Raw genomic sequence first — 24292 nt, 5'->3', positions numbered from 1 at the left:
CGGTCAGAAATGTGTCAGCAGTGTTTCGCCCGTTCCCTAACTACGTATTCGAGCTGACCGTTGGGAGAGGTCATGGTGTTTTCTGGTAGTCTTCCGGCCAACGGCAGCTCAATACGGCGTTAGTCGCCTTTGTATCCGGCACGGTAAATGACAACTGACTTTGTAGACGCCTGCCGACAGGCTCAATGGCCAGAAGCTCTGGAGGCATTGGCCTCCGCAGCTTCGCTCTCCTCGACTTTTTGCCCGGAGGGCTCGCCGCCTGCCTGGCTTCTAACCATGAATGCACCGCCAGAGGTCGTGGTTGAAGCCGCTAAGCTTTGCGCAGGCCAAAAAGGCTTCGAGTCCGATCCGTTTGGGCTACTCGCGTTGTGTGTCTCGCTCACCAACACATCTTCGAATGCCCTTGCAACTTTCAAGGCCCTGCTGGCCGCCGGGGTGTCGCCCAACATCATCGTTTGTGGAGGTGAAACGCTTCTTCAGCACGTTATAACCCTCAATCGAGTGCGCGAGGTGCGTGAGCTTCTCGCCCATGGGGCAAGACCAGAGCAAAAGAATGTCTTTGGGTACGAAAGCACTTCAAACTTGGAGGGGGCAATTGCCGCAGAGAACGAAGCAGGTGAACTCGCCGTCTCCTGGTTCCAAACGAGGTAGGCTGACGCAGCGGCGGCTAACTACGTATTCGAGCTGACCGTTGGGAGAGGTGATCGTGTTTACTGTTAGTCTGCCGGCCAACGGCAGCTCAATACGGCGTTAGATTGCAGCCTGATTTAGGCTATCTCAATCCTGAGAAGAGCAGATGAGAGTTTTTGGCTACCCTATCACCACCGCTCCTGCCGAAGAGATCTCGCCCGAAGGCCTCGCAGAGATTACATTGTGCGCTAGCCCCGAAGAGCTTCGAGAGATGTCTTTGTTCTTGAGTGCCTGCGCCGAAGAAATGGAAATAATGGGTCCCTCCTACGGCCATGTTCACTTGAGTGATCGGCATAAACGCTTCGAGGATTCGCCGCATTTTGTCGTGGTTCGCGATTGAAGTTGGCGCCCTGAACTGTGGCGGGTGCAATCTAACTACGTATTCGAGCTGACCGTTGGGAGAGGTCATGGTGTTTTCCTGTATGTTGTCGGCCAACGGCAGCTCAATACGGCGTTAGGTGCCGATGAATTGTCTCAGTGAGTTTGAGCGGCGCGCGATCAAGGCTGTTGCAAGCGGCCACGTTCAGGAGCAGGTGATTCTTTACCAGCTTGAGCACGCCACTTGTCGTTCGCGTCGCTACACGGGCGTTGGTCTGTACACGGACGTTTCTGTTCCTGCATCTTGCCCCAAGTTGGTAGGCTCCTTCGCTTCACCAGACTCAATGCCAACTTGCGTCGTGTCGCACCCTGACCTGGAGCATGGTGCCGCGCTCATCCTATGGGTTGATCACGGTGTAATATCTTGCCTGGAGGCGGTTGGTGTAACAGAGGACTGGCCCAAAGATGAGTCTCTATTCGCGTTCGTCACCTAACTACGTATTCGAGCTGACCGTTGGGAGAGGCCATGGTGTTTTCTGATCGTCTGCCGGCCAACGGCAGCTCAATACGGCGTTAGGTGCCAAATGATAGGTCTCGCCCTTTCATCTTTGCTTCTCGCAGGCTCTCAGACTGAGAACACAGAAGCCACGTGTTCGGCTTCTCCGCGGTTGGAGCCGAAAGAGGCTATCGAGCTCGCGCGTTCGAAGCTAGGGGATCTCTCAATCTCCCTTGAAGGGCGCAAGCTCATCGGTGCTTCGTTTGTTTGCCTCGGTGACCGGCCAGTTTGGCGCATCAGCTACAGCTGTGCTGCGCCGCAAGTCTGTTGTGACTGCACCGCAGAGGTATACGTGGGTGATCTCGACCGCGTCGCAACGTATATTCGGCAGGGCTAGTCACCTAACTACGTATTTGAGCTGACCGTTGGGAGAAGTTGTGGAGTTTTCTGATAGTCTGACGGCCAACGGCAGCTCAATACGGCGTTAGTCAACTGGGGTTTTGAACTGAGGCAGCCCCTTCAAGAGCGCTTGCTTCGGTGGCTTCAAAGCAGATCAATCTTCCAGCCCACAAGCGCGAGCTGTGGCCTCGGCCAAGCCCCAAGCGTCTCGCATTTTCATGCCCGGCTCTTTCCAGCTCTGGGCACGCACTAGCCCAATCCCCGCGAGGGCAATTCCAAATCTTTCGCGGGGCGCACAATTTACTTCCTCGCACGTATACTTCAGTCTTTCGCGGCGGGCCTATCCACAAATCTGTCTACGTACAAGCATCGCCCGTTGTCTAACTACGTATTCGAGCTGACCGCGGGGAGAGGCTACCGTGTTTACTGATCAACTATCGCGCCGCGGCAGCTCAATACGGCGTTAGTCCGCTGTGGAAACGTCTCTAGTACAGTCCCTGAAGCTCCTGCTCCTCGACGCCACTGGCCTGTCGAAAGATGCGCTGCACATCCATTTCGGCCTCATGGTACTTCTCGGCTCCGCCGCACTTATGCGTCGCGCACCCTGGTCATTTGTGCCTTGGCTTGCTGTACTATGGTTTGCTGTCTTGGTTGAGGGATTTGATGCCTTTGACCACCTCAGAGCAATGGGTCACTGGCGTTGGCGCGCTAGCGCTCACGACATCGCGAACACCATGCTCTGGCCAACGCTGGCAGTGATGGTGGCAAAGGTCCGCATTCTCAGGTCTCGATTTGGCGCAGCGGTCTAACTACGTATTCGAGCTGACCGTTGGGAGAGGTCATGGTGTTTTCTGATATGTTGCCGGCCAACGGCAGCTCAATACGGCGTTAGGTTCGTCGATGAAGCGTATCGGTGTGCTTCTTGTTCTGCTTGGCCTGTTTCAGATCGCTTGGGCCGGAAAGGTCTATATCGCGGACTCAGGGCACATGGGCTCGATCTTACGCCTGAACGCACCAGCACTCTTGCGCACTGTCCCTAGTGAGGGACAGCAGGTAGCGAAGAGCATCCTTGATACGGGATATCACGGCTTCTCGCTGCTCGGCCGGGCGCTCGCTTTCCTTGCCGTTTCCGGTACCATTCTCACCGCCACAGGCGCGCTCCTTCTGGCTCGCAGGGTCCCGCCTCAACGTTGATTTTGAGTGCGCATCATCAATTCTGTCGCGTCGTGAACCTAACTACGTATTCGAGCTGACCGTTGGGAGAGGTGACCGTGTTTTTGTTAGTCTACCGGCCAACGGCAGCTCAATACGGCGTTAGAGGGCGCAATATGCTATCGCTGAACATGAAGCCTATCCTTGCACTTTTCTGGGCGTGGATAGCTCTCAATCTCGTCTTATGGGGAGTGTCTCTCAGCGACGGATCAACTCTCGAAGCGATGCGTTCTGCCGTTGATATATCCGGCGCGGACACAAGCGATCCCAATTTCGACAGGGAGGCGATGGCAGAGTCCTTCGTGTGGATCAGCTTCGCCTACTTCTTCATCAGTACAGCTATTGGTGCAGTGCTCGTTCACCTCACAGCTAAAGAGAAGCGCTGGGCGGCCTATTGTTTGGTCGTGGGAGCGATTTGGTGGTGCTACGAGACAGTTTCATTTCCATTCGCCACGTCCGAAATGTATCCCGGTCAAATCGACGCTGGATCTTGGGCAATGGCCTTCCTTGGCGGAGTAGTTTGGGTCGCAATTTTCCTCCTCGCCGTACGTGTTATTCGCACCCGCCCTCTAACTACGTATTCGAGCTGACCGTTGGGAGAGGTCATGGTGTTTTCTTTCAGTCTGCCTGCCAACGGCAGCTCAATACGGCGTTAGGCAACGACTACCAACCCTATCTGAGATCCCTTGCGGTCAATGCCCCTGAATCTTGACAGTCCCAGCATCGCACCAACCGAATGCCCCCGTTGCGGCGCAACGTCAATTGTGAGGGGCGGGCTCTGGTTCGGCGAGAATCAAGGCGCCTCCTTCTACCCGAAGGGCTTGCCTCTGTTGCGGCTTGAGCGGTCGGTTCGTCTCATGTTCGGGAGTGGCTTCTTCGCTTGCCCTGCGTGCGAGCTCGTCTGGTCGGAGGCCATTCCCGGCCACCTCGCTAAACTTCTTGGCACGGCTGGCTCGGCCGAATAGTATTGGCACTTGGCGGGAGCGCGTTCCCTAACTACGTATTTGAGCTGACCGCGGGGAGATGTCGTGGTGTTTTCTGAAATGTTGTCGTGCCGCGGCACCTCAATACGGCGTTAGCCACCAATGGATATCTCGAGTCTATTCCCGATCATCGTTCCACGCTCCTACAATCGCAACGGCCGTTGGCTGGGGCCTCTGCAGCTGCTTGCGCACCCCCAATTGGCTGTTACTTGGGTTCTGCTGTGCGACGACGCCTCTATGACTTACGTCAATCACGCCATGGCGCGGGAACTGACCGAATCGGGAATCGACTTTGTTGCAGAGGCAATGAGCAATCTCCGCTCAGCTTCTGAGGGATGCCTTTACACCCATGTCAATCGCACAGAGAGTGGTATCTCTTTTGTCGCCTCTATGCAGGAGGACGGTCTCGGCTCATCTAGGCTCTTACTCGTCAATGAATGGCGTAACGAGTTCCCTAACGGGTTCCTGTTCGGAATTCCTGAACGCAGCTGCGCAATCGTCGTATCGGCTACTTGCACCGCGGCGGAGTCCGAGCATGCCGCGCAGGCTGTTAAAGGTTGCTACTCTGAAGGCAACACGCAGATGCTACCTGGTCTCCACGCACCCGAGCTCTTCGTGCCTGAGTTGGTCGAACCTGGTGGCCAACTACGTATTCGAGCAGACCGTGGGGAGAGCTCATGGTGTTTTCTGATACGCTATCGCGCCACGGCTGCTCAATACGGCGTTAGGCGGGTGCAGGATGACGTTTCGTGAACTTCAGCAAAGAGCGCTTGAGCTCAATGGGCTCTACGAGCGGCTCGAGATCGAGAAGTATGGCCGCGTTTGGACAGCTCAAGAGCTGGCATTGGGCTTCGTCGGGGATGTCGGCGATTTGGCGAAGCTGATTCAAGCCCATGTTGGCGTGCGGAGTATAGACAATTGCCAAGAGAAGCTTGGGCACGAATTGGCTGATTGTCTCTGGTCTATCATGGTTCTGGCGCAGAAATGCGGTATCGATCTCGAATCGGAGTTTGTGAAAAACACCAAGGAAATCTCGGCTTACGTAGCGGGCGAACTCGGAGGGTCAAATTCTGGCTAGGCTGGCGCCGGTGTTCGGATCTGCAATGCTCTCAAGGGGCTACTGGCCGGCGGCACCGTCTAACTACGTATTCGAGCAGACCGTGGGGAGAGGTCATCGTGTTTTCTGATACGATTTCGTGCCACGGCGGCTCAATACGGCGTTAGGCGCGAAGTCATGATGCCAGCAAGATTGAAGGCGTTCTTTTGGCTTTGCGCTGGTGGCTTTGTCGCCTCGGTAACTGTCGGAGGCTCAAGATCTGTGTACGAGCTGATCCACCCTTCCTATTTCGGTTTTGACTATCTCCAGCCGCTCAGAGAAATTCTTTTGCACTTTGCGATCTTTTTTGTCGCGCTCGTTCTGCCCTACTTGCTTGTTCTTGCACTTCGCTTTCATCCCTTCAAAAGTCGTGCGTCCTTTGTATTGGGTTTCTTCAGCGCAATGGCTGTGGTCTCCGTGCTGTACTCCGAGAGAGCAATTGCCGAGTTGCTCTCTGTTTCTGAGGCATCACTGAGTAACTTGCTTGCAATGGTCTCGGTCAGCGCCACAGCATGCGGAGCCATTCTTCAATGCTCAGCTGTGTTCGCGCCTAACTACGTATTCGAGCAGACCGTGGGGAGAAGTCGTGGTGTTTTCTGATAATCTGTGGTGCCACGGCTGCTCAATACGGCGTTAGTCAACTGGGGTTTTGAACTGAGGCAGCCCCTTCAAGAGCGCTTGCTGCGGCGGCTTCAAAGCAGATCAATCTTCCAGCCAACAAGCGCGAACTTTGGCCTCGGCCAAGCCCCAAGCGTCTCGCATTTTCATGCCCGGCTCTTTCTAGCTCTGGGCACGCACTAGCCGAATCCCCGCGAGGGCAATTCCAAATCTTTCGCAGGGCGCACAATTTGCTTCCTCGCACGTATACTTCAGTCTTTCGCGGCGGGCTTATCCACAAATCTGTCAATGTACAAGCATCGCCCGTTGTCTAACTACGTATTCGAGCTGACCGCGGGGAGAGGCTACCGTGTTTACTGATCAACTGTCGCGCCGCGGCAGCTCAATACGGCGTTAGTCAACATGTCCATGCATGCCAAGCGTTCATCGCGCGTTGACTTAAGTCTCTGGTCCGAGGCAAGTCGGCGCTCGATGCTTGCCGCCTTCCCACCGAAGTACTACACAGACATCCACTACGTTTGCTATCACTGTGGCGGGCAAAGCGTATTCCTGGGCGCCGATCAGAAGATCACCTTCGAGGTGAAGAGGCAGTACGTGTGGCAGCGACGCGTCCTTTGCGAACGCTGCAAGCTAGAGAGCGAAAGGCTAAAGGCCGAACTCCGTTCAATCCGGAAGGTGCGCAAGGAGCGAGGGGCCTTTGCGCATCACGACCGGGCACAATCTGAAAGGATGCTCACCCTCCTCCAGCTCCTGCCCAAGTACGCCCTGCGCAAAGACACCGCTGCGATTCGCATGCTCGAAAAGGAGCTCGGCGATGTTGTCTAACTACGTATTCGAGCTGACCGTTGGGAGAGTTGATCGTGTTTACTGGTAATCTGTCGGCCAACGGCAGCTCAATACGGCGTTAGTCCACTGCGGTTTCTGACAGCGGCATGGAGGTTGGTGGGTCGAGGCTCGGGGTGATCGAACGCTTCGACCCCCGTCGGCGCAAGAGCTTCGTGCGCATGCCTTTCAGCACGTGTGCTGCTTGCTCCCGCGCCGATTGCTTCAGCTCAACGCATCATTTTCTTGCGCTCGGCAATTTCTCGCCCTACGCTCGGCACAAGCAAACTAGGTCTTCCGCAGGAGCATCGATTTGGGTGGTCGCAGGCACAATTCAGTCTTTCGCATGGGTTCCAAGGGCATTTCAGCGTGCGGCAATTTTGCGCGTGGTCTAACTACGTATTCGAGCAGACCGTGGGGAGAGGCCGCTATGTTTTCTGATACGATTTCGGCCCACGGCTGCTCAATACGGCGTTAGATTCATCGATGAAGCGTATCGGTGTGCTTCTTGTTCTGCTTGGCCTGTTTCAGATCGCTTGGGCGGGAAAGGTCTATGTCGCGGGTTCAGGGCACATGGGCTCGCTCTTACGCCTGAACGCGCCGGCACTCTTACGCACTGTCCCTAGTGAGGAACAGCAGGTAGCACAGAGCATCCTTGAAACGGGAGGTCACGGCTTCTCGCTACTCGGCCGGGCGCTCGCTTTCCTCGCCGTTTCCGGTACCATTCTCACCGCCACAGGCGCGCTCCTTCTGGCCCGTAGGGTCCCGCGTCAACGTTGATTTTGAGTGCGCATCATCAATTCTGTCGCGTCGTGAACCTAACTACGTATTCGAGCTGACCGCTGGGAGAAGTCATCGTGTTTTCTGATATGTTGCCGGCCAACGGCAGCTCAATACGGCGTTAGCCGAAAGATGCCTACCTATTCTGCAGTCCCCGAGGGCGCGATTCGCAAGGTGTGTGAAGCGATCTTCGCGTTCCCTGAACCCGAGATCGTGGAGGCCTATTCATCAATAGGTGAGAAACTCAGACGGTTCACGACCATGAACGAGCTGCTTTCCTACTGCGAGGAAGCGCGCTCTGGTGCGAGAGACCCGCTCATTCACCTCGGGCTGCGCTACCCAGACATGCTTGGGGAAGTTCAGGAGCGCCGCATTGAGCTGAAGGGGGCGGGTTTTCCTGCTGGCTCATTCCGATACGCGCTCTCGGGCTGGGGTTTGGTCTGGGTCCAACTCCTTGCTCGGGGCTCCAGTACGGTCGCGTCCTCCATAAACGCCAATTCCCAGAAGCGCGCGTTGAAGTGGTTTCCAACAAGCCCAGAGCTCGGGTCACCGGAGGCCTGGTTTTGGCCATCCGTTTCACGGCATAGAGCCCGACTGTCACGCGCTCTTCGAGCTTTCGTCTAACTACGCATTTGAGCGGACCGATGGGACAGGCCTCGATGTTTCCTGATACTTTTCCGGCCATCGGCCGCTCAATGCGGCGTTAGGCCACAGGGGGTCAGCACTGCGGCGAGCATTCTGAACTTCGCCTCATCGTTTTCTGCTCCGTTCTTTACACTGCGTCACTCGTACCATCAGATCGGAGCCCGTTGCGTGTGCTGTGAGTCTCGAACGCACTTCTCTCCGGGGCCGCAATCTGCCCGCGCAGCTTCGCTCCGCTAAGCCCAATGGGCACTGCGTCCCGCTTCGCGGCACGCCCGGTTGCCTCGCCCGTCCTCTGCCCCATGCTTCTCCTCCAGCGCGTCACTGTGGCTGCCAATTTCGCTGGCGTAGAGCCCGGGACCCACTGAGGAAGGTTTTTCGGTATGCTCTGCCCATCGGTGCCGGGTCGCCCTGTGCCCTAACTACGTATTCGAGCAGACCGTGGGGAGAAGTCGTCGTGTTTTCTGATACGCTTTCGTGCCACGGCTGCTCAATACGGCGTTAGAGTGCACATCCAATGCTGCTACTAGTTCTTTTGGCAAGTTCAGTCGGCGCAGCGGAACCAGTGCCGTCGAAGAGTTGGGAGGCTGTGTATGTGCATGGCTGGCCGAGCCTTCGTGCGACGGAGGGCTCAGCTGAAGTTGTGCTTGATCGAAACACAATCTCGATTTCTATGGGCGTTGGTCAGCACGGCGACGAGATTTCCTTCACCGGCACAATCAGTGGAACTGCAGTTGAGGGCCGGCTTCACCAGTACCATGTAATGCATCGTTCAGACCCAATGAAGGGCACAGTGGTTCGAGAGAGTCACGAGTCCGAATGCCGCGTGGTGCTGCAGCTGTTTGACGGGACGCATTCGTTAACCGTTGCACGGAGCGCCTCGAAGTGTGCAATCTAACTACGTATTCGAGCAGACCGTGGGGAGAGGTCTTGGTGTTTTCTGATATGTTGTCGGCCCACGGCTGCTCAATACGGCGTTAGCTTGCACTTGAGATGTTATCGCATGACTAAATCGCAGGCTCGGGGCGCACTTGCGTCCCTGTTTGGTACAGCCGCTCTCGGCATACAATCCATTGTGAAGGCCAAAGGAGACTTGCTAAGCGAAGAAATGTTTGCCGGTAGTGGCCTGACTTTCCTCGCGTTTGGCATCCTTGCTCAGCATTACCCACAGCTCTACCAGGCTCTCTGGCCCGAGGCGAAAGGGGCCGCGCAAGCTGATAGCGTTCGATACATCGGCGTCGCAACTCAATGGGTTGGCATTATGTTCATTTTGGTTGGGATCGTTGTATATGGATACGCTTCTTGGGCCGGATCGCCTAGTGCAAGCTAACTACGTATTCGAGCAGACCGTGGGGAGATCTCATCGTGTTTTCTGATACGATTTCGGCCCACGGCTGCTCAATACGGCGTTAGGTTCCTTACTTTGGCGTACTACAAGGATTTCACTGTCTGCGAATATTTCGACTCTACGAGCTGGCTCTGTCGACTAATTGCTATCGGATGGATTGAGGCCGGAAGGCCCTTCGATTTCGGAGTGCCGAGTCCACGGCTGGTTGAAAAGATATGTTCGCTTAGGTCTGAGTTTCGCGAGGCGTTCCCCGCGCACGTCTTCCGCGGTTTGCATGGCTGCTCAATCTGCGCAGAGCGGGGTGTAGAGTCTGTTCTGCTTGAATCACACGCCAACCTCTTCATTCCACATCGCGGCTTTGTCTTTGTAGCACCTGGCCGTGTCGACCACTACATTTCAGAGCATGGCTATGCGCCCCCAGATAGCTTTGTCGAATCAGTTCTTGCTTGCCCAAGTCCCCTTACAGACGAGTACAGAGAGCTTATTAGGTGGTCCAACCGTGGCGTGGATGCCCCCTTCTACCCTCAGGTTCCCCGCAGCGGTACCTAACTACGTATTCGAGCTGACCGTTGGGAGAGGTCATGGTGTTTTCTGCTAGTCTGCCGGGCAACGGCAGCTCAATACGGCGTTAGTCAACAGTGGTCAACTTTCGGCTTGTCAAAGCGCATATGATACTCGCTGTCGTGCTGGTGGCTGCTGCAGCTTCGAGCTTCGCAGCGACGGACGTATCGAAGGAAGAAGCCGCTCGGCTCAGAGCGCAGGCTATCGATCTGGCGCAATGTCTCCGGGAACGGCCAGTCGATTGCGGTGTAGACACCAATCATCTTGAGAACCTCGAGCCGAGAGTCGCAGAAGAACTTCTGTCGAATTCGCGCGTTCGGAGCATCGAGCCCGGGCTCAGTGACTCGAACGGTCGAAGGGCCCTAATAGTTGAGCTGGAGCCTCCCCACACCGGAGATTTATGGGTGGTTTTCACATTTCGAGAGATTGACTCCACCTTCCGGCCTGAATTGGCTACAGTCGGCATGCACTGAGGCGTCTGTTGGCTAACTACGTATTCGAGCTGACCGTTGGGAGAGGTGATGGTGTTGTCTGATAGGCTGTCGGCCAACGGCAGCTCAATACGGCGTTAGGCAACAGGGGCTCAGTACCGAGGCATGAGGTTCAAGGTTCGCTCCAGCGTTCTTGACTTCGTCGAGTTGCGGCGTCACTCGTCCTCCCGAGATCGGAGCCGGCGAGAAAATCTGGGGCGTGACATCGCACCTTGTCAGGTTCCCGCAGTCTGGCCGCGCAGCTTCGCTCCGCTGGCCCAGCCTCTCGCTGCGTCCCGCTTCGCGGCACGCCCGATCGCTCCGCCCTTCCTGTGCCCCATGCTTCTCTTCCGGCAGGTTACACTTGCGGCCAACTCCGCTCCCGTAGACCCCGGGACCCGGAGTCGCGGGTTGGTCGACTCGCTCCGCTACTCGTTGGCGGGTCGTCCTGTTCCCTAACTACGTATTCGAGCTGACCGCGGGGAGAGGTCGTGATGTTTCCTGAAGTGTTATCGTGCCGCGGCACCTCAATACGGCGTTAGGCTACAGGTTGATCCACTGGGGCAATCTGTTGGTTTGCGGTCGAGCCACTCTCGCTTCGCTCATCGATCGGCGCCAGTCGTCGTTCCGAGATTGCATCGCTCAGTGCAAGTCTCAGGCGGTACGTCGCGCATCCACAGCCCGAGGGAATCTGACCGTGCAGTTCTTGTCTTCGTCGAGTTGCGGCGTCACTCGTCCTCCCGAGATCGGAGCCGGCGAGAAACTCTGGGGCGTGACATCGCACCTTGTCAGGTTCCCGCAGTCTGGCCGCGCAGCTTCGCTCCGCTGGCCCAGGCTGTCGCTGCGTCCCGCTTCGCGGCACGCCCGATCGCTCCGCCCTTCCTGTGCCCCACGCTTCTCTTCCGGCAGGTTACACTTGCGGCCAACTCCGCTCCCGTAGACCCCGGGACCCGGAGTCGCGGGTTGGTCGACTCGCTCCGCTAATCGTTGGCGGGTCGTCCTGTTCCCTAACTACGTATTTGAGCTGACCGCGGGGAGAGGTCGTGATGTTTCCTGAAGTGTTATCGTGCCGCGGCACCTCAATACGGCGTTATGCCGCTCTTGATTGACGGCGGGATGGTTTGATGCCCACAAAGATCAGCGAGATTTTGCGTCAGCTGCAAGCCGATGGCTGGTACCTGGTAGCTACGCGGGGTAGCCACCAGCAGTTCAAGCACCCCACCAAGCAGGGTCGAGTCACAGTGGCGGGCAAGCCGAGCGATGATCTGGCGCCCGGCACACTTTCCAGTATCCTTAAGCAAGCTGGTCTTAAGAGGTAGTCCCATGCGCTATGCCATCGTCATCGAGCAAGCCGGAGGCAGTTTCTCCGCCTATGTGCCTGATTTGCCTGGCTGTGTGGCTGCTGGCGACTCTGTTCAAGAGGTTGAGGCTGCTATTCGAGAGGCCATCGCCTTTCACCTGGACGGCTTGCGCGAAGACGGGCTGCCAGTCCCCGCTCCGGTCAGTGTGGTTGAGTACGTCGAAATCGCTGCATAACTACGTATTCGAGCAGACCACTGGGAGAGGTAGTCGTGTTTACTGACCAACTGTCGGCCAGTGGCTGCTCCATACGGCGTTAGAATGCAGCCATGAAGCGTAGTCTTTTGGTTTGGGGCCATCTTTTTGCGTTGGCCCTGTGCACTACAGCGATTGTTCATGGTGCAATCAGATTCTTGGAGTCGAGTGAACACCTTGCCTTGGTGAGCGAGGTTGCTAGCCCTTCAGATGCCGCTCCACCACGCAGAACGCCGGCACCCGGCAGTGCCGAGAGTTACCTAGTCGCTTGCCTGGCTCGTCTCAAGGAGCAAACTACTTTCCAAGCGGAGTCTGTCAAGGCTCTGGTCGAGGTCCAACGCACAACCTCGGCGGTGGAGATGTCCGCTGGCGCGTTCTTTGGGCTACTATCACTTGTCTCCATTCTCGGAGGCAGGCGCTCTTCTGTGCCGCGTGGTGCGTTCTAACTACGTATTTGAGCTGACCGCGGGGAGGTGTCGTGGTGTTTTCTGAAATGGTGTCGTGCCGCGGCACCTCAATACGGCGTTAGGCCACAGGGGCTCAGTACCGAGGCGTGAGGTTCAAGGTTCGCTCCAGCGTTCTTGTCTTCGTCGAGTTGCGGCGTCACTCGTCCTCCCGAGATCGGAGCCGGCGAGAAAATCTGGGGCGCGACATCGCACCTTGTCAGGTTCCCGCAGTCTGGCCGCGCAGCTTCGCTCCGCTGGCCCAGGCTGTCGCTGCGTCCCGCTTCGCGGCACGCCCGATCGCTCCGCCCTTCCTGTGCCCCACGCTTCTCTTCCCGCAGGTTACACTTGCGGCCAACTCCGCTCCCGTAGACCCCGGGACCCGGAGTCGCGGGTTGGTCGACTCGCTCCGCTACTCGTTGGCGGGTCGTCCTGTTCCCTAACTACGTATATATGGACTCCCCTATCAAGTAGTTCCGAGCGCTCTTAGCAAGACAAGTCGAATCGGCTGCAGGCATATATTCGGCCTTTAGCTGGATCTTTCTGATCCTGGCCATCATGGAATCCGCGGGACAGAGCCAAACATTCGAACGATCGATGTCGACCAGCATAGTTATCGGCTTTGGTGTCCCAGGGACCGACGCGCTCGCCATGACTCGAGAACTCGGTGCAACCGGTGAAGTGAAAGGTGAGTGGGTTAGATTGATTTCCGCCTGGGAGTGGACCGTTCAGTGCATCGCTGGCGGTTGACTGACGTGGTTGGGATCGAAATCGGCGCGGTGATGGTCGGCCGCCCATAGGCGTCTTGCGAGTTTGTTGGCGACGGCACAGGCGGCTTTGTTGTGGCCGGCACGCTCAGACAGTGCCAAGGCCCACTCGCCAAGCCGATCGAGCGACTGATTTCGTCGACGCTTTCGGGCAGCGCTTTGTAGCAAGCTGCGCGCGCCGTGGATAATCGTTTGGCGCAGGTAGACATCGCCCCGCCGGGTAATTTTCCCCAGTCGTCTTGCGTTTCCACTGGAAAACTCTCTCGGCGTGATGCCTAAACTACTGGCGAAGTGACGGCCGCTCGGAAACCGCATCAGGTCGCCATAGCTGGCACTGAGCGCGGTCGCGATGATCAGCCCGACACCGGTGGCCGTTTGGTAGCGCTGACTGCGCAGATCGCGGCTACTGAACTCGGCCAGGTCCGACTCGATACGCCGCACCGCGGCGGACTGCTCAGCAATTTCGTCAAGCAGCTCGACCAGGCGATGACGCAGCGCCATGGGCAAATCGTTCTCGGCATCTTCGAGCGCCGCCAAGGTGGCAGACCGCACCTTGTGAAGTTTGGTGGGCCTCGCTGCCCGACCCTGTTGGCTCCGGCCCTGGATTCCGGCGCCCTGTCTTGGTCGTGCAGTCGAACCCATTCAATGAGAGCCGTATCTCCACTGTTATTGTGACGGTCATCACCTCAAACCTCGCTCTTGCTGCTCCTGGAAATGTTCGCTTGGCCAAGTCTGACGCAGGGCTTCAGAAGCCGTCTGTTGTCAACGTTTCGCAGCTACTCACCCTCGATCGAGCGTTGCTTACTTCCAAGGTCAAGTTGTTGGCGCCTGATGCAATGCGTCGAGTGAATGAAGGACTTCACTTGGTTCTCGGCATATGACGCCCAACTACGTATTCGAGCAGCCCGGGGAAAGAGGTCGTGGTGCTTTCTGCCACGCTGTCGTGCCGAGGCGTCTCAATACGGCGTTGGTAATAGCATGCCATTCCCTCGCAAGACCTTCCGCTGGTTCAGCGTCGCTGTTGTAATGCTCATTGCTGGAGATGTCGCGTTTGGCTATCTGGTAACGGAGCGTGATTTGACCCTGAGTGCGGTTGCTTCCGCGTCTGGGCGGGCCGCCTCTGGTGACGGCGCGCACTCGGCGCAAAGTCCTCGGTGATCATCCGCGCCCCCTCATGAGATTGCCGGGCTAGTCGAAGGCGTCATGCCTTCTAGTCAATCGCGCGCTGCGAGGCTTGCAGGGCCTTGAGTATGCGCAATGCTTGCTGTGCCTGTTCTTCCGGCACAAACAGGTGATCATGGTGGTAGGCGGCAACGATGTTGCAGCTTAGCTTGTGCTCGGCGAGGGCGGTGGCGATGGCTGCGGTCAGGCCAACTGCGTGTAGAGCAGAGTGCACGTCCAACTGGATCCAGGCGCAGGGAAACTCAGCCCGCCAGCGGTGCCGTTCTGCATCTGTGCGAGGAACGATCCAGGTGACTGCCTCGGTCTCACGGAAGCTAGCCAGGGGCTGATAGTGCTGCCCGGCCTGCTCAGCTTGTTCTGGCGTCAGGCAGGCATAGACATAGCAGCCGGGGTGAAGCCTTGGGTTAAGGGCTTGCAGCATTTCACCCAGGTGCTCAAGTGGGCCTGGCTGGGGCATGCGCATCATCCATGGCGACGTAATGGGGGTGGCTGGCGATTCGCTGCAGCCAGGCGCGTATCGCGGGATAGTCGTCGAGGGCGAAACCGCCCTCTTCGGCGACGTGGGTGTAGCCGTACAGGCTGATATCGGCGATGGTAATGCTCTCGCCAACCAGGTAGGGCGTCTGTTGCAGTTGATGCTCCATTACCGCAAGTGCGCGATGGCCGCCCTTTTGTTTGGATTGAAATTCTGCCAGTCGCGATTCGGGCAAGCCCAGGTACTTGGCAATGAATCGCGCAACAGCGATGTAGGGCTCGTGACTGTATTGCTCGAAGAACTGCCACTGCAGCACCTTTGCGCGCGCAAATGGCGCCACTGGCAAGAACGGCGTGCCCTCAGCGAGGAAATTGAGTATCGCGTTCGACTCGGCCAGGGTGCTTCGGTCGTCGAGCTGTAGCAAGGGAATCTTGCCGTTAGGATTCAGCGCCAGGAACTCCTGGCTGCGTGTGTCGCCGGCCAGGACGTCAATGGGCCGCCATTGATATGGCCGCTGCAGTAGGTGCAGCAAGAGCAGGATCTTGTAGCAGTTGCCCGACTGGCGATCACCGTAGATCAGCATTGCCTTGATTCCTGCGCTGTAAGCCGAGGCCGGCCGAACCCTGTGGGCGCCAATCAGCCTGGGTCGCGGCGAGCGGCGGCAAACCGACAGCGGGCCGCAGCCTGCTGCCGGTCAACCGTGGTCGGACTACATCGCCTTGATCAGCAGATCGCCGAATTCCGAACACTTCACTTCGGTGGCACCGTCCATCAGCCGGGCGAAGTCGTAGGTGACAGTCTTGTCGCCAATCGCCTTGTCCATGGCGGCGATGATGGCATCGGCCGCTTCGGTCCAGCCCATGTAACGCAGCATCATTTCGCCCGAGAGAATCACCGAGCCTGGATTGACCTTGTCGAGGTCGGCGTACTTTGGTGCGGTGCCGTGGGTGGCTTCGAATACCGCATGGCCGGTGACGTAGTTGATGTTGCCGCCCGGGGCGATGCCGATGCCACCGACTTGAGCGGCCAGGGCATCGGACAGGTAGTCGCCGTTCAAGTTCAGGGTGGCGATCACATCGAACTCGTTCGGACGGGTGAGCACCTGCTGCAGGGTGATGTCGGCGATGGCATCCTTAACAATGACCTTGCCCGCAGCAACGGCAGCTGCCTGTTCGTCATTGGCCGCCTTCTCGCCGGAAGCGGCCTTGGTGCGCTCCCATTGATCCCAGGTGTACACCTTGTCAGCGAACTCGCGCTCGGCCAGGGCGTAGCCCCAGTTGCGGAACGCGCCTTCGGTGAACTTCATGATGTTGCCCTTGTGCACCAGGGTCACCGACTTGCGGCCGTTGGCGATGGCGTATTCAATCGCGGCCTTGATCAGACGCTCGGAGCCTTCGCGCGACACCGGCTTGATGCCGATGCCCGAAGTTTCGGGGAAACGGATCTTGCCAAACTCTTTCGGAAAGTGCTCCTTCAGCAGGGCCAGGAACTTGGCGTTGTTGTCGGCGCCTTGTTCGAATTCAATGCCAGCATAGATGTCTTCACAGTTCTCGCGGAAGATCACCATGTCGACCTGATCAGGTCGTTTCACCGGGCTGGGCACGCCCTTGAACCAGCGCACCGGGCGCAGGCAAACATACAGATCGAGCATCTGACGCAGGGCGACGTTCAGCGATCGGATGCCGCCGCCGACCGGCGTGGTCAGCGGGCCCTTGATTGACACCAGGTAGTCGCGGCAGGCTTGTACGGTGGATTCCGGCAGCCAGGTACCGAACTGGTTGTTGGCCTTTTCGCCGGCGTAGATTTCCATCCAGTGGATCTTGCGCTGACCGCCATAGGCCTTGGCCACCGCGGCGTCGAGCACGCGGACCGACGAGCGCCAGATGTCGCGGCCAGTACCGTCACCCTCGATGAACGGGATGATCGGGTTGTTCGGCACAGTGAGCTTGCCGTCTTGAATGCTGATCTTGGCGCCGCCGGCAGGCGGGGTGAGTACGGGGTCGGCCATGGAATCCTCCCAGATGGCTGGCGCTCGTCATGAGCGCGCGTGAGTGGGGACAACAGCGGGGCATTGTCCCCCTTTGTGCGATGAGAGAGAAGTCGGGTCGTTCAGGCGCGTGGCTTCAGTCGATCGGCAGAGGCAGTACGCCGCCGGCCTTGACTGCTCGCAGGACGAAGCTGGAATTGACATCGGCGACGTCGCCGGGGCGCAGTACCTTATCGAGCAGAAAGCGCGAAAAGTGCTCCAGATCGCGCACCATCACCTGCAGCAGGTAGTCCATCTCACCGGTCAAGGCGTGGCAGGCGATCACTTCGTCCCACTCGGCAACCCTTGCGACGAAACGTTCAACGCTGTCGGCATCGTGACGCGCCAGCTGCAGGCGCACGAAGGCCTGCAAGTCGTAGCCAAGCTTGGCCGGGTCCAGCACGGCGCGATAGCCGGCGATCAGACCCTCAGCTTCCAGTCGCTGCACTCGGCGCAGACAGGCCGAAGGCGACAGGTTCACGACCTCGGCCAGTTCGGCGTTGCTGATTCGCCCTTCGCGCTGCAGGCGGTCAAGGATGGCGATGTCCAGACGATCAAGTGACATGCGGACTCCCATGCGAGGTTTGGTTACTGTGCCGCTGCCGTCAGGCAAGTCTGCGATCGGCTCAAACCGGCCCTAGTGGACCCACAGGCGTGGATTATTGCGCGAAGTGAACCGTTGGCGACATATCCTTTCGCAGTTGCGCCTGTGGCTGCGTTCATTTGCAGGCTTATTTCGCCCCTCGGACGATAAAATGTTTGAACAGTCTGGGAGGACAGCACAATGGCCGTGGCACAACGCGTAGAGCATCAGATGACCGACAAGGGCTATGTCCCGGTGTACACCACCCGCGTGGTGGAGCAGCCCTGGGATGAGTACAGCCCGACCGATCACGATGTCTGGGCGCGTCTTTTCCGTCGCCAGCTGCAGATTCTGCCGGGCCGCGCCAGCCCCGAATTCCTCGACGCCCAACAGGCCATGGGCATGGGAGAAGCGCAGATTCCCAAGTTCACCGAATTGAACAAGGTGTTGGGTGACACCACCGGCTGGCAGCTGATCGGCGTGGAAGGCCTGTTGCCGGAACTCGACTTCTTCGACCATCTGGCCAACCGTCGCTTCCCGGTCACCTGGTGGATCCGCAAGCCCGAGCAGATGGATTACATCAGCGAGCCGGATCTGTTCCATGACCTGTTTGGTCACGTGCCCCTGCTGATGAACCCGGTGTTCGCGGACTACATGCAGGCCTATGGCCGCGGCGGGGTCAAGGCACATGGGATCGGTCCTGATGCCCTGGTCAATCTGACCCGTCTTTACTGGTACACGGTGGAGTTCGGCCTGATCCGCTGCGCCGAGGGCCTGCGTATCTACGGCGCCGGCATAGTCAGCTCGAAGGGCGAGTCGATTTACTGCCTGGAAGACGAGGCGCCAAATCGCATTGGCTTCGATCTCAAGCGCATCATGCGCACTCGCTATCGCATCGACACCTATCAGAAAACCTACTTCGTGATCGATGACTTCGAGCAACTGTTCGAAGCCACCCGCCCGGACTTCACACCCTACTACGCTGAACTGGCCACCCTGCCTGCCTTCCCCGCTGGCGGCGTGCAAGACAGCGACAAGGTCTACCACCGCGGCAGCGGCAAGGGCTGGTTGAACGACGGCGATGTGTAGGGGGCTTGGAGGCCTCCCCACTTATTCGCCTGGTTCTTGGCTGCGAGCAACTACAAGCATGCCTAGCAGGGCTGTCACCATGCGGCGGTTTTCAGACGCCCGTTCTTGCGGTAGCGTCTGCCTATGAACATTCGTCGATTCCTGGATCAATCCCCGCGCCTGGCAGCGCGCGTCTATGTCGACCCAGCCGCCGTGGTGATCGGCGATGTCGAGATCGGCGAGGACAGCTCGATCTGGCCCGCCACGGTGGTGCGCGGCGATGTGCATCACATCCGTGTCGGCGCCCGAACCAATATTCAGGACGGCACGATTGTCCATGTCACCCACGATGGGCCGTTCAATAGTCCGGGCGGCTTTCCCTGCCTGATTGGCGATGACGTCACCATCGGCCACGGCGCCATCATTCACGCCTGCACGATTGAAAACGCTGTATTGATTGGCATGGGCGCCACCGTGCTCGATGGCGCGATAATCAAGCAGCATGGCTTTGTCGGCGCCGGCGCACTGATCGCGCCAGGCAAGGTGGTGGGCGGGGGCGAGCTGTGGCTGGGGAATCCGGCCAAGTGTGTGCGCAAGCTGAGCGAACGCGAAATCGAGCAGCTCTACTATTCCGCTAAACACTACGTTAAGTTGAAGGATCGCTATCTCGCGATGGCTGGCTAGGCAAGCCTTTGCGCACCCCGAAAGATGCTGAAACGAGGCCCGAGCATATAGTTTCACTTGAAACTCAACACACGCCCCTGTCCCAGAATGTGACCGAATCCGGCTGAATATTTGCTGGATTCGGCGCGCCGCCGCTCCCACGCGGTTCAGCCTGAAAAACGCAACTTGAGAGCCAGCAGGATGCTCGGGAACAGGGAGTTCCCACCACCTCAAGGATGACCACTGCCTGGCTCTTGGGGAGCGCTTCATGTTCACAACATATCATTCCACCGAATCAACCCACTCGCGGCGCGGCGCGATGCAGTTTCGGCTGCGCGGGCAACTTGCCGAGATCAAGATCGATCGCGCCACCGCCCTTGGCCTGGCGTTTTGCGTCAATGCCGCGGTGATGCTGGGCCTCAGTCTGCCTTCTCAGGGCGACAGCGAACAAAGCTTCCTGGTGCCTGAACCCGCACCGGTGTTCGAGGTCGACATCCAGCCGCAACCGACGGCGCAGGAGTTTGAGATTCCGCCTGAGCCGGTGCCGCCTTCGCTGCCGCAGGTCGAGCCGCAGCCTGTAATCCAGCCGATCATCACCGAGTCGACCTCCATGAGCATCCCGGTCGAACCGATCTCGCCGATCTCCGACCCCGCTGCGACCGAACTCAGCCATGCGACCGAGCCGAATCCGGGCCCGCCGCTGTCGACCAACCGCGAAGCCGGTGTTGCCTACGGCAGCGCGCCGCCACCGGTCTACCCGCGCGATGCGCTGCGTAAGGGTTTGCAGGGCACGGTGCTGCTGCGCGTGCTGGTGTCAAAGACTGGCAGTGTGCTGGATGTGCAGATCGATCAGGGCAGCGGCCACCTCGAGCTGGATCGCGCCGCACGCAAGCAGGTGGCCAGCCGCTGGCGATTCCAGCCGGCATTGCGCGATGGCCAGCCGGTTGAGGCCTGGGTTCGGGTGCCCCTGGTGTTCAAGCTGCAGCGCAGTTAGCTAACCCTCTCGAACAACCAACAGACGCAGCAAACGGCATCGGAATTCACCCCCACCCGACCGCCCCCTCCCGGCGCTCTGCGCCGCGAGGGGAGGAGAAGAACAACAAGACTGGCTGCGAGCCGATCGCCCGCAGCTGCCACACGCCTGTCACGACAGCCCATCAGCTAGCGGCTATGCTAAGCGTCGAAGCCAAGTCTAGGGGCCGCTATGAATGCGATTGACCAGGCTGCTTGGGTATTTGCCGGCGACTCACCCGGCTCATGGTGGCTGGTGCACACCAGAGCACCAAGATTCGCCGCCCGCCTGCTGAGTACCGAAGAGTTTGCCGCCCACCCGCGGCTATCGGCCTGGGTACCACATGGCTTGTCCAGCCCGACACCGATCCACTTCACGCTCGGCGCGGATGTACTGGTGATCACCGACTTCCTCGATCCGGTGGTGCTGGAAGAGGGCGTATCGCCGCAGAAGGCCATTCTCACCGACGCCATGATCGAGGCCCTGGACGCCTGTCAGAAGGCCATTGCCCAGGTCGCGGTGAGCGCCGAGTTCGCGCCCTTGGCCGAACACGCCGAGCAGTTCCTGGTGGGCTGGCGCCGCCGCGCAGCCGCCAACGACGCATGGGAGTGGTTGCATCCGAGCGGGGCACGGGTCGAGACCCGCATCGATGCCGACGGCGACTGCGAGGCCGAACTACAGCACCCGCCCGGCGAAGCGCAGCTGGCCGGCTGGGATCCGCTGCTGCTGCGCGAACGACTCGAGCGGGTAGCCGGTGAGCGCGCCATGTGCGTGAATGGCGGCTGGGAAGCCTTGCACTCGCTGGGTGGCAGCGAGTTGCACCATGACGTATTCCAGGTGATCGCCGAACAGCAGCGTCGCCACCTGCATTGGGTGGCGATTCGTCAGACCCTCGACGATGGCAACGAAATTGGCTGCGTGGCCCTGCAAGTGAAGGGCCCGTTGCCACTGACCTGCCCGACGCCGGTGGAAATCGATGCCACCTCACCGCTGTTACTCGGGGATCGGCCACTCAGTGATGCCGATGTCGAGGCAATCCTGGAGCTACAGCATGCGTATGGACTCAGCAGCGCGGTCGGGCTGGTCGCCAGCCACCATTTCGGCTGGCTGGAGGAGAACGCCGACAGCAAGGTAAGGCGGCAACGGGCCGCGCCGCTACCGCGCTATCCCTGTGAGGTCGAAGTGGTGAACCAGGGCGTGCTGTCGGCGGCGGTGATTCTGGCCCCTCCGGACACACGCGGGCGCTTTCGGGTGGTGATCGCGCCGCATGCGCAGGCGGCCAGTCGACCTGGCGACTCCGGCGCCGTGCTGCCGTTTGAAGGCATGTTGCTGCGCCGCGAGCAATTCCATTTGCCCGCGTACCTGCAATAGCCCGATCAGAGCTGGAAAAAGTAAACCCCGCCGGCGAGGGGGCGCCGACGGGGTTTTGGGGTTGCGCCGGTCAGTAGGGGAGGACCAACCGGCGCGAGATCCACTCGTTGGGGGGAGGAGTAGATCCGAGGAGCAGCATTGCACTGTTCCTGAGTGCATAGATTACGGATGGACCCTGAAAGTTCAGTGACCCAGTTCGAAATAAACTCATCAGTTCAGGAATAATTCATGGCCGTGGTCACGGTTTCACGAATCGCCTTGTGTTTGCCCGGCAAATCGCGCCTCATAGCGCCCTGCCGCCGCCCGAGAGCCACCGATGATCGACTTGCGCAGTGACACGGTCACCCAGCCCACCGTCGCGATGCGCGCCGCCATGGCCGATGCCGAGTTGGGCGACGACGTCTACGGCGAAGACCCCAGCGTCAATCGGCTACAGGCCCGGCTGGCCGAACAACTCGGCTTTGACGCTGGCCTGTTCGTGCCCAGCGGCACCCAGAGCAATCTGCTGGCCCTGCTCAGTCACTGTCAGCGCGGCGACGAGTATCTGGTTGGCGCCGATGCCCATACCTACAAGTACGAGGGCGGTGGCGCCGCCGTGCTGGGCTCGATCCAGCCGCAGCCATTGGCGCAGGATAGCGACGGCACGATCGCGCTGGAGCGGCTGCGGGCCGCACTGAAGCCGGTCGATCCGCACTTTGCCCGCAGTCGGCTGGTGTGTCTGGAGAACACCTGGCACGGACGGCCGCTGCCACGCGACTACGCACCCAAGGTGCGGGCGTTCTGCGATCAACATGGCCTGGGCCTGCACCTCGACGGCGCCCGTCTATTCAACGCCGCGGTTTCGCAGCAGATCAATCCAGCGGAACTCTGCCGTCCTTATCATAGCGTTTCACTGTGCTTCTCGAAGGGCCTGGGTGCACCCGTGGGCTCGGTGCTGCTGGGTAGTACCGAACTGATCGAACAGGCACGTCGCTGGCGCAAGGTGTGCGGCGGCGGCTGGCGCCAGGCCGGCATGCTGGCGGCCGCCTGCAGCTTTGCTCTGGACCATCACGTTGAGCGACTGAGCGAGGACCATCGCCGCGCGGCCACCATGGCCGCGGCGCTGTCCGATGCCGGCTACGAGCTGTTGGGCCAGCACAGCAATATGCTATTCCTCAATCTGTCGCCAACCCAGCAGACACACTTGAAAGCCCGCCTGGCCGAGCAGCAGATCATCATTTCCACCGGCTACCTGCCGACCTTGCGTCTGGTGCTGCATCTGGACATCGACGACAGCAAGCTCGAACGCGTCATCGAGGCGTTCAAGCGCATTCGTCCCAATCTGGCGGATTGAGCGGTGTTGCCGAGTCTGCCCATGAGGCATCGATGAGCCAGCAGCCGCAGCAATTCGACGTGGTGATCATCGGCGGCGGCGCCGCCGGACTGATGTGTGCGCAGACCGCCGGGCAGCGCGGCCATCGCGTGCGGCTGATTGAGCATGCCAATCGCTGCGGCAAGAAGATCCTGATGTCGGGCGGTGGGCGCTGCAACTTCACCAATCTGGGCACCACGCCGAAACAGTTTCTCTCCGCCAATCCGCATTTCTGCAAATCGGCCCTGGCCCGCTACACACCACAGCACTTTGTCGAGCTGGTTGAACGCCATCGCATTGCCTACCACGAAAAGGAGCTGGGCCAGCTGTTCTGCGATGTCTCGTCGAAACTGATTGTGAAGATGCTGCTGGACGAGTGTGCCAATGCCGGCGTGCGCATCGACGTCGGCTGCAGCGTGCAGGTGGTCAGGCAGAGCGAAGACGGCTTCGAACTGCAGACCACGCAGGGCAGCATGGCGTGCAACAAGCTGGTCGTTGCCAGCGGCGGCCTGTCGATCCCCAGCATGGGCGCCAGCGGCTTTGGCTATCAGCTTGCGCAGCAGTTCGGCCACACGGTTCTGCCGACCCGCGCTGGCCTGGTGCCGCTGACCTTGAGCGGCAAGCACCAGGAGCGCTTGCAGGACTTGAGCGGGGTTGCCCTGCCGATCAGCGCTCGCTGCGGCAAACAGGCATTCAGCCACGACATGCTGATCACCCATCGCGGCATCAGCGGCCCGGCGATACTGCAGATCTCATCCTACTGGCAGCCCGGCGATCAGCTGCTGCTCGATCTGCTGCCCGGACGCGACGCGCTGCAGACCCTGCAGGACTTGAAGCGCGCCCGCCCGGACGCCGAACTACGCACCGTGCTCGGCGACCTGCTACCGAAGCGCTTCGCCCAGCGCCTCTGCGAAATCTGGCTGCCCAGCCGACCGATGCGGCAATACAACGACCCACAGCTGCGCGAAGCCGCCGATCTGCTGTCGAATTTCCCTCTGATCGCCAGTGGAACTGAAGGCTATCGAACGGCGGAGGTGACCCTGGGCGGCGTCGACACTCGCGAATTGTCCTCCAGCAGCATGCAATCGAACAAGGTGCCGGGTCTGTACTTCATCGGCGAAGTGGTCGATGTCACCGGCTGGCTCGGCGGCTACAACTTCCAGTGGGCCTGGGCCTCCGGGCATGCCTGTGGCATGGCGCTTTAGGCGGGATTCGGGAACAGCATACCCCTCCCCCCTGCTAGCAGGCTGCTGAAATACCTCCTCGCATCGTAAACTTGTCTCATCCTTCAGATACACCGCTGGCAAGGAAGCCCGATGCGCGGAGCCGATGTCTTCATGGAGCAGTTGTTCACGGTCCGTA

Annotated in this window: 22 protein-coding genes and 1 pseudogene; 18 read left to right on the top strand and 5 right to left on the bottom strand. The window is 59.4% G+C overall.

Translation table 11 applies throughout. From position 1 onward, the window contains the following. Positions 1–276 precede the first annotated feature (276 nt). The 11 genes from IFO71_RS19145 to IFO71_RS19105 all read left to right on the top strand — a co-directional run bounded on the left by IFO71_RS19145 (position 277) and on the right by IFO71_RS19105 (position 11971). Positions 277–651, top strand: a complete 375-nt coding sequence (locus tag IFO71_RS19145; protein ID WP_192031287.1) for a hypothetical protein — start codon at positions 277–279, stop codon at positions 649–651. A 145-nt stretch (positions 652–796) separates the two neighbouring features. Further along, on the top strand, positions 797–1030 hold the full coding sequence (locus IFO71_RS22700) for an Imm32 family immunity protein (protein ID WP_425502919.1): 234 nt from the start codon (positions 797–799) through the stop codon (positions 1028–1030). Positions 1031–2803: 1773 nt separating this feature from the next. Beyond that, a complete protein-coding gene (locus IFO71_RS19140) occupies positions 2804–3097 on the top strand; it encodes a hypothetical protein (protein ID WP_192031286.1) in 294 nt (97 codons plus the stop codon). 77 nt (positions 3098–3174) lie between these two features. After that, positions 3175–3705, top strand: a complete 531-nt coding sequence (locus IFO71_RS19135; protein ID WP_192031285.1) for a hypothetical protein — start codon at positions 3175–3177, stop codon at positions 3703–3705. Between the two features lie 495 nt (positions 3706–4200). Next, positions 4201–4851 (top strand): hypothetical protein, encoded by a 651-nt coding sequence (locus tag IFO71_RS19130; RefSeq protein ID WP_192031284.1) that lies wholly within the window; start codon positions 4201–4203, stop codon positions 4849–4851. Next, positions 4838–5176, top strand: a complete 339-nt coding sequence (locus IFO71_RS19125) for a nucleoside triphosphate pyrophosphohydrolase family protein (RefSeq protein ID WP_192031283.1) — start codon at positions 4838–4840, stop codon at positions 5174–5176. Before IFO71_RS19130 ends, IFO71_RS19125 begins: the two co-directional genes overlap by 14 nt. 240 nt (positions 5177–5416) lie before the next feature. Further along, on the top strand, positions 5417–5794 hold the full coding sequence (locus IFO71_RS19120) for a hypothetical protein (protein WP_225444791.1): 378 nt from the start codon (positions 5417–5419) through the stop codon (positions 5792–5794). Between the two features lie 420 nt (positions 5795–6214). After that, on the top strand, positions 6215–6637 hold the full coding sequence (locus IFO71_RS19115) for a zinc-ribbon domain containing protein (protein ID WP_192031281.1): 423 nt from the start codon (positions 6215–6217) through the stop codon (positions 6635–6637). Between the two features lie 2842 nt (positions 6638–9479). Beyond that, positions 9480–9953, top strand: coding sequence for a DUF7919 family protein (locus tag IFO71_RS22750; protein WP_484573328.1), 474 nt, complete (start codon positions 9480–9482; stop codon positions 9951–9953). A 1606-nt stretch (positions 9954–11559) separates the two neighbouring features. After that, positions 11560–11754 (top strand): type II toxin-antitoxin system HicA family toxin, encoded by a 195-nt coding sequence (locus tag IFO71_RS19110; protein WP_192031280.1) that lies wholly within the window; start codon positions 11560–11562, stop codon positions 11752–11754. Between the two features lie 4 nt (positions 11755–11758). Beyond that, complete coding sequence (locus tag IFO71_RS19105; RefSeq protein ID WP_192031279.1) at positions 11759–11971, top strand: type II toxin-antitoxin system HicB family antitoxin; 213 nt, start codon at positions 11759–11761, stop codon at positions 11969–11971. Between the two features lie 1189 nt (positions 11972–13160). On the opposite strand, the gene IFO71_RS19100 is transcribed toward IFO71_RS19105, so the two are convergent. Further along, positions 13161–13841, bottom strand: a complete 681-nt coding sequence (locus IFO71_RS19100) for an IS110 family RNA-guided transposase (RefSeq protein ID WP_269749992.1) — start codon at positions 13839–13841, stop codon at positions 13161–13163. Between IFO71_RS19100 and IFO71_RS22695 the strand changes: the two are divergent. Continuing rightward, positions 13769–14080, top strand: a pseudogene (locus IFO71_RS22695) (type II toxin-antitoxin system PemK/MazF family toxin); the annotation flags it as partial. The gene IFO71_RS19100 and the pseudogene IFO71_RS22695 overlap by 73 nt on opposite strands. Positions 14081–14409: 329 nt before the next feature. Here IFO71_RS22695 and IFO71_RS19090 read toward each other — a convergent pair. From IFO71_RS19090 to IFO71_RS19075, 4 genes are all read right to left on the bottom strand, one after another. Beyond that, entirely contained in the window at positions 14410–14838 is a 429-nt protein-coding gene (locus IFO71_RS19090; RefSeq protein WP_225444790.1) for an ACT domain-containing protein, read from the bottom strand. Next, complete coding sequence (locus IFO71_RS19085) at positions 14816–15439, bottom strand: glutathione S-transferase family protein (RefSeq protein WP_192031277.1); 624 nt, start codon at positions 15437–15439, stop codon at positions 14816–14818. The genes IFO71_RS19090 and IFO71_RS19085 overlap by 23 nt, the downstream gene beginning before the upstream one ends. Before the next feature lie 126 nt (positions 15440–15565). Further along, complete coding sequence (gene icd, locus IFO71_RS19080) at positions 15566–16864, bottom strand: NADP-dependent isocitrate dehydrogenase (protein ID WP_192031276.1); 1299 nt, start codon at positions 16862–16864, stop codon at positions 15566–15568. A 115-nt stretch (positions 16865–16979) separates the two neighbouring features. Then, positions 16980–17459: an Lrp/AsnC family transcriptional regulator gene (locus tag IFO71_RS19075; RefSeq protein WP_192031275.1), complete on the bottom strand. Its 480-nt coding sequence runs from the start codon at positions 17457–17459 to the stop codon at positions 16980–16982. Between the two features lie 207 nt (positions 17460–17666). On the opposite strand from IFO71_RS19075, the gene phhA reads away from it, so the two are divergent. From phhA to IFO71_RS19045, 6 genes are all read left to right on the top strand, one after another. Then, on the top strand, positions 17667–18554 hold the full coding sequence (gene phhA, locus IFO71_RS19070; protein ID WP_192031274.1) for a phenylalanine 4-monooxygenase: 888 nt from the start codon (positions 17667–17669) through the stop codon (positions 18552–18554). Positions 18555–18677: 123 nt separating this feature from the next. After that, on the top strand, positions 18678–19217 hold the full coding sequence (locus tag IFO71_RS19065; protein ID WP_192031273.1) for a gamma carbonic anhydrase family protein: 540 nt from the start codon (positions 18678–18680) through the stop codon (positions 19215–19217). Positions 19218–19464: 247 nt separating this feature from the next. After that, positions 19465–20190, top strand: coding sequence for an energy transducer TonB (locus tag IFO71_RS19060; protein ID WP_192031272.1), 726 nt, complete (start codon positions 19465–19467; stop codon positions 20188–20190). Positions 20191–20400: 210 nt separating this feature from the next. Beyond that, the gene (locus IFO71_RS19055; RefSeq protein WP_192031271.1) at positions 20401–21579 is read left to right on the top strand and encodes a hypothetical protein; all 1179 of its coding nucleotides are present in this window, start codon (positions 20401–20403) and stop codon (positions 21577–21579) included. 316 nt (positions 21580–21895) lie between these two features. Continuing rightward, entirely contained in the window at positions 21896–22912 is a 1017-nt protein-coding gene (gene ltaE, locus IFO71_RS19050; RefSeq protein WP_192031270.1) for a low-specificity L-threonine aldolase, read from the top strand. A gap of 32 nt (positions 22913–22944) precedes the next feature. Then, complete coding sequence (locus tag IFO71_RS19045) at positions 22945–24135, top strand: BaiN/RdsA family NAD(P)/FAD-dependent oxidoreductase (protein ID WP_192031269.1); 1191 nt, start codon at positions 22945–22947, stop codon at positions 24133–24135. Positions 24136–24292 lie beyond the last annotated feature (157 nt).

The sequence above is a fragment of the Pseudomarimonas arenosa genome, assembly GCF_014841215.1.
GTDB classification, from domain to species: domain Bacteria; phylum Pseudomonadota; class Gammaproteobacteria; order Xanthomonadales; family Xanthomonadaceae; genus Pseudomarimonas; species Pseudomarimonas arenosa.
This window is presented reverse-complemented; position numbering and strand designations above follow the sequence as displayed.